We start from the raw sequence: 4,587 nt of genomic DNA, 5'->3' as shown, positions 1-4,587 counted from the left end.
GCCTCGCGTGGCTTCGAAGCACTCTGGCTCCCGGCCGAACGCGCCAGGCGATTTCAGGATGGCTGAAGCGGCGCTGACGCCCGTCTGGCTTGGCGCCCCCAAGCCAGACGCCGGAGCCGACGGCGCCTGCCGGCGGCGGCCATGACGAACTCGCCGCAGCTTTGCACGAGCTCGTCGCGCCCGCCTTGCCATTCGTCGCATGGTGCGGACACGCTCCGCCCTCGGGGAGGGAGTCCTAGGCTCCCTCAGCCGCTTACGGGGGATCGCCAATGTTCGTCGCCGTCATCGCCAGTCTTGCGTTGAGCTCGAGTTCGCCTGCGCTGCCGCGCAGCGCCGCCCTCGGCGTGGAGCTCGCCGCGCCGCCGCCTGGCGCGCCGGCGGGGGCCTTGGTCGCGAGGTTCGCCGCGCCCGCGATCGCCAAGGCCGTGAAGCTGGAGGAAGGCGACACGATTGTCCGGATCGACCGGACGGCCGTCGGCAGCCCTGACGACCTGCTGCGCGCCATGCGCGGCCGCACCGCCGGCTCGCCGGTCCGCCTCGCCGTGCTCCGAGGCGGCCGCTCCGTGGAGCTGTCCGGCAAGCTCGCCGCGCGGCCGTTCGAGACCTACGCCAACGGCCAGGCGAGCTATGGGGCCGTCGCCTTCCAGGGCGGGCTGCTGCGGGACATCTTCGTCACGCCGCCGGGTGGGGCGAAAGGGCCGGTGGTGTTCCTGCTGCAGGGCTACACCTGTGACTCGATGGAGACGCTCGGCCCGGACTCGCCGCACCGCCAGCTGTTCGACGGGCTGCTGGCCCGGGGGATCTCGATCTACCGCATCGAGAAGCCCCAGGCGGGCGACAGCCGCGGCGGCCCGGCCTGCGCCGAGATCGACTTCGAAACCGAGTTGAAGGCTTTCGAGACGGGATACCGGACGCTGCAGGAGCGCCATGGCGTCACGCCCGATCGGATCTTCCTTCTGGGCCACTCCATGGGCGGCATCCAGGCTCCCATCGTGGCCGCGCGAAACGCGCCGCCGCGGGGCGTCGCGATCTACGGCGCCGTCACCCGCAACTGGGCCGACTACAACCTCGACATCGTCAAGTACCAGAACTTCCTCAGCCGCGGCGCTGATCCGGCCAGCTCCGAGATCGAGGGCGAGAAGCTGCGCAAGGTCATTCACCGGCTCCTCATCGACGGCGAGCCGCCGAAGTCGGTGGCGGCCGACGGGCCCGAGATGGATCGTTTGCTGCGCGCCTGGTTTGATTGGGACGGCGGCGATCAGCTCATCGGGCGTCACCACCAGTTCTGGCGGCAGCTGACGGCCACGCCGTTGCTGTCGGCCTGGCGCGACACCCGTTCCAACGTACTCGCGGTCTACGGGGAGAGCGATTTCGCGGCTGTGGACGACGAGGATCACCGTCTGGTGACCGATGTCGTGAACCACTACCGCCCCGGCACCGCCCGCTTCGTCTCGGTGCCGAGGACCGGCCACAGCATGACCATCGAGGGCTCGCGCGAGGAGGTCCGCGCCCGCGCCGGCGCGGCGCCGGCCCAGCGCTACCCGTTCAACCCCGAGCTGACGACGCTGTTCGCCGACTGGATCGAAGAGAGCATGCGAGCGCCCGCCGTCGCGAGCCGCTTCGCCCCCGTCAAGCGCGGCGCATAGGGTTCGCCTGAGGCCAACGAATTCGACCTCGCCACGGACGCGGACTAGGCGTCCCGCCGGGCTTCTCGTCGCAGGGAGGCCTGGACCCACCGCAAACCGCGGGCTTACGGCCGCCGAAGCCTCCAGGATCTCGTGGGGCATTGGGGGCTGAATGGACATAGGCGCACTTTCCCGGCGACGCGCACGGCCGAACCCCGGGCTGCTGCTGGATCTCGGCGCAATCGGCCTGGTCTGGGGCGTCCTGCTCGGCACCTATCTGGCCGCCCGCGCTCCCAGCCTCGCGAGCCCGACCCAAATCGCCAGCACCGTCCATGCCGTCCTGGCGGCGCTGATGGGCGTGGTGCTGTCGTGCGGCTTCCTGCTGGTGATGAGGGACGCGCGCGTCGGCGCGCCGCGCCGCGGCCGCGTGGTCCCGACGGTGCTGACCGCCGCAGCCCTGGGCGTGCTCCAGGCCGCCCTCGACATCCCGCTGGAGCGGGTCTTCAACGCCGTGAACGAGACCCCTCTCGAGCTGTTCGCCCTGAACCTGGGCTTCTACGGTTGTGTCCACCTGGCCGTGGGCGGCGTGCTTCTCCTGGTGCGTGCCGTCGACGCCACCCGCATCCGAGCCGAACACAGCGCACAGCTCGAGATCGACCGCGCCCGGGCTGAAGCCTCGCTGCTCCGCGCGCAGGTTCAGCCCCACTTTCTGTTCAACGCCATGAACGCCATCCACGGCCTGATGATGACAGCCCGCATCGATGAGGCGGACGGCATGCTGACGCGCCTCGCCAAGCTGCTGCGGGTCTCGTTCCGGAGCGACCTGTCGGGATGGTCCACCGTCGCCGACGAGCTCGCCGCGGCCGAGCACTACACCGCGATCGAAGAGACCCGGTTCGGCGAGCGCCTGAGGATCGGCTACCGGGTCCCCGCCGAGCTCCTGGACTGCCGGGCGCCGGCCCTGTGCCTTCTGCCGCTCGTGGAAAGCGTCGTCACCTACGCGACGGCTGTAGCGGGCCCTATCGAGGTCTTGGTGCGCGTGCTCGTCCGGCGCGGCCGCCTCGTCCTGCGGGTGACGACGAAGCCCGGCCATGGGCCGTTGCCGCGCGAGCTCATCCAGCAGACCCAGGCTCGCGTCCTCGCCCTCGACGAAGGCGCCTGGATGACCGTCCGGGAAGGCCGGGCGGGAGTCCGCGTGATGCTGGCGCTTTCGGGCGCGGCCGTTGCGCCGACGGCGCCTACTCCGCAGGTGAGGGCGAGGGTTTGAGGCCCTAGCGGCCGTCCAGAACTCCGGCGCCGTCGCAGCCGGGCGCTGGGCGCGGGCGCGGTCGCGAGCCGCGGGTGGATTACGGCGAATTATCTTGGCCTTAATTCACCCACGCGACAGAAGGAGGCTCATGGTGCGGCGCTGGGGGGTGTCGTGACCCGCGGAGCTGACTGCACGTGATCGGCCTTGCCCTTACGGCCCCCTTGGCGGCCGCCAACCTGGTCGTCGCCCAGGCGCCGGAACTGCCGCGCCTGCCCGAGATCAAGCGCGATCCGCAGGTGATCTACGTCGACCGCTCGGGCTCCGTGATCGGCGTGCGCGGCGGCCGCTACGCCCCGCCCGTTGATCTCGGCAAGGTCCCGGCCTATGTGCCGGCGGCCTTCGTGGCCATCGAGGACCGTCGCTTCTACGAGCACAACGGCGTCGACGCCCGCGGCATCGCGCGCGCGGTGGTGGTGGCCATCGACAAGGGCCGCGCCACCCAGGGCGCCTCCACCATCACCCAGCAGCTGGCCCGCAACCTGTTCCTGACGCAGGACCGGACGATCGAGCGCAAGGCCACCGAAATCGCCTACGCCCTTCAACTCGAACGGACCTATTCGAAGAAGCAGATCCTCGCGCTGTACCTCAGCCGGGTCTACTACGGCTCGGGCGCCTACGGCCTGGAGGCGGCGGCGCAACGCTATTTCAACAAGCCGGCCTCGCGCCTGACGCTCCGCGAGGCGGCGATCCTGGCGGGCGTGCTGAAGTCGCCCACCAACTACAATCCAGCCGAGCAGACCGAGGCCGCGCTCGCGCGCTCCAAGCTGGTGCTGGACGCCATGGTGGAGACGGGCGCGATCACGCCCGCACAGCGGAGCAAGGCGTTCGCCGAGAAGCCGCGGATTTGGAAGACCGCTCCCAATGCGCCGGCCCAGTACTTCATCGACTGGATCGACGACCAGGTGAAACAGACCGCCGGCAAGGTGCGCCAGGACGTCATCGTCGAGACCACCCTGGACCTCTCCCTCGAGCAGGCCGCCTTCGAAGCCGCCCGTAACACCGTCGCCCGCCACAAGGCCGCGCGGGCCGAGCAGGCCGCCGTGGTGGCGGTGGACGGGCAGGGGCGGGTGCGGGTGATGGTCGGCGGGACGGACTACGTCCGCGCGCCCTACAACCGCGCCGCCAGCGCCAAGCGGCAGGCGGGCTCGGCCTGGAAACCGTTCGTCTATCTGACCGCTCTGGAGCAGGGCCGCACGCCCGACCTGCCGGTGGTGGACGAGCCGGTGACCATCGCCGGTTGGACGCCCGCCAACTACACCGAGAGCTTCCTGGGGCCGCTGACGCTGGAACACGCCCTGGCCCAGTCGGTGAACACCGTGGCCGCGCGCCTTGCCGACGAGGTGGGTCGGCCGAACGTCGCCGCCACCGCCCGCCGCGTCGGCATCGTCTCGACCGTCAACACCGACCCGGCCATGGCGCTCGGCACGACTCTGGTTACGCCGCTGGAGATGACGCAGGCCTATGCGGCCTTCGCCAACGGCGGCAATCGCGTGCAGGCCTACGGCATCGAGCGCATCCGGACGCGCTCGGGCGTCACCCTCTACCAGAAGAAGCCGCAGGCTGCGGCGCCGGCCATCGCCAACCCGCCGCTCAGCGACCTCAACCGGATGCTGCGCACGGCGGTGACGTCGGGCTCCAGCGGCGGAGGCGGCG

The 4,587-nt window shown here is 70.8% G+C and carries 3 protein-coding genes; all 3 read left to right on the top strand.

The window, feature by feature from the left end; all coding sequences use genetic code 11:
• Positions 1 to 269 precede the first annotated feature (269 nt).
• Entirely contained in the window at positions 270 to 1,646 is a 1,377-nt protein-coding gene (locus tag RIF93_RS18830) for an alpha/beta fold hydrolase (protein WP_309092986.1), read from the top strand.
• 151 nt (positions 1,647 to 1,797) lie between these two features.
• Positions 1,798 to 2,892 carry a histidine kinase gene (locus RIF93_RS18825; protein ID WP_309092985.1) on the top strand — a complete coding sequence of 365 codons (1,095 nt, stop codon included), beginning with the start codon at positions 1,798 to 1,800 and terminating at the stop codon, positions 2,890 to 2,892.
• A gap of 176 nt (positions 2,893 to 3,068) precedes the next feature.
• Positions 3,069 to 4,587, top strand: a 1,519-nt coding sequence (locus RIF93_RS18820; protein ID WP_309092984.1) for a transglycosylase domain-containing protein, incomplete at its 3' end; no start/stop codon positions are given.

Origin of the sequence: Phenylobacterium sp. (genome assembly GCF_031181185.1) — a bacterium.
Classification (GTDB): Bacteria; Pseudomonadota; Alphaproteobacteria; order Caulobacterales; family Caulobacteraceae; genus Phenylobacterium.
The sequence above is the reverse complement of the archived record's forward strand: the minus strand, read 5'-3'. Positions and strand labels throughout refer to the sequence as shown.